Origin of the sequence: Streptomyces sp. W16 (genome assembly GCF_033194735.1) — a bacterium.
In the GTDB taxonomy this organism is placed as follows: Bacteria; Actinomycetota; Actinomycetes; order Streptomycetales; family Streptomycetaceae; genus Streptomyces.
This window is the reverse complement of record NZ_JAWOAI010001102.1, coordinates 1-1,202: the sequence shown is the minus strand read 5'-3', so window position 1 is coordinate 1,202 and position 1,202 is coordinate 1. Positions and strand designations below refer to the sequence as shown.

Annotated in this window: 2 protein-coding genes; both read right to left on the bottom strand. The window is 71.7% G+C overall.

Annotated elements, in window-relative coordinates; all coding sequences use genetic code 11:
* The coding region (gene whiA, locus R6V09_RS53445; RefSeq protein WP_317888597.1) for a DNA-binding protein WhiA at positions 1-386 on the bottom strand (386 nt) is incomplete at its 3' end.
* On the bottom strand, positions 377-1,202 hold an 826-nt coding region (locus R6V09_RS53440), incomplete at its 5' end, for a gluconeogenesis factor YvcK family protein (RefSeq protein WP_317888596.1). The genes R6V09_RS53440 and whiA, both read right to left, overlap by 10 nt.

The window sequence follows — 1,202 nt, the reverse complement described above, 5'->3', positions numbered from 1 at the left end:
GCCGCCTCGGCGTCACAGGTCGCCCCGGAGACCACCTGCGGCGGCAGGCCCCGGATGGGGCGTCCGCGGCCGTCCACGAGCCCCGTCTGCCGGGCCAGCTGATCGCCGCCCGCGACCACCCGGACGACGTAACGGGAGCCGCGGCGCAGTCCGCCGGGCGCCATCACGATCAGTTCGGAACTGTGTCCGAAGATCTCCAGGATGTCCCGCTTGAGCCGGCGCGCCGCCATCGCGGTGTCCAGCTCCGCCTCGATCACGATGCGCCCGCTCACCAGGTGGAGGCCTCCGGCGAACCGCAGAATGGCGGAGACCTCCGCCTTCCTGCAGCAGGTCCGGGTGACGGGGAGCCGGGAGATCTCATCCTTCACCGCTGCCGTCATCGCCATGGGCCGATCCTTCCATGCATCCGAAAAATACGGTCGTACGCGGCGGCCAACAGCTCCGGGTCGTGCCTTGGAGTTCCGTCGGTCCGGGCCACCGGCGCCAGCTCGACCGCGGCGTCAAGCCGCTTGGCGGCTTCGGTGAGCGACGCACGATCGGGCACGGCGGCCTCGTCGGCCAGCACCACGTCCAGGGCGAGTTTAGGGGCGTGTCGTCCCAAAACCTCCAAATGACGCTGCGGGGAGAAGCCATCGGTTTCTCCGGGCTGCGGAGCGAGGTTCAGGGAGAGTACCCGGCGCGCCTTCGTCTCGGTGAGCGCGTCGAGCAGTTCCGGCACCAGCAGGTGCGGGATGACGGACGAGAACCAGGAGCCCGGGCCGAGCACCACCCAGTCCGCGTCGAGCACGGCGGCGACGGCCTCGGGCACGGCCGGCGGGTCGTGCGGCACGACGTGCACGGACATCACCTCCCCGGGCGTGAGCGCCACGGTCGCCTGCCCCCGCACGGTGTCGACGTCGTCGGGCCGCGCCGGGTCGTGCCCCTTGACCAGGGCCTGGAGCTCCAGCGGTACGGCGGACATGGGCAGCACGCGCCCGTGCGCGCCGAGCAGCTTGCCGACCAGGTCGAGGGCCTGGACATGGTCGCCGAGCTGCTCCCACAGGGCGACGATCAGCAGATTGCCGACCGCATGCTCGTGCAGGTCGCCCTTGGACTGGAAGCGGTGCTGGATGACCCGGGCCCAGGTCTGGCCCCAGTCGTCGTCGCCGCACAGCGCCGCGAGGGCCTTGCGCAGGTCCCCGGGGGGCAGCACGCCGAGTTCG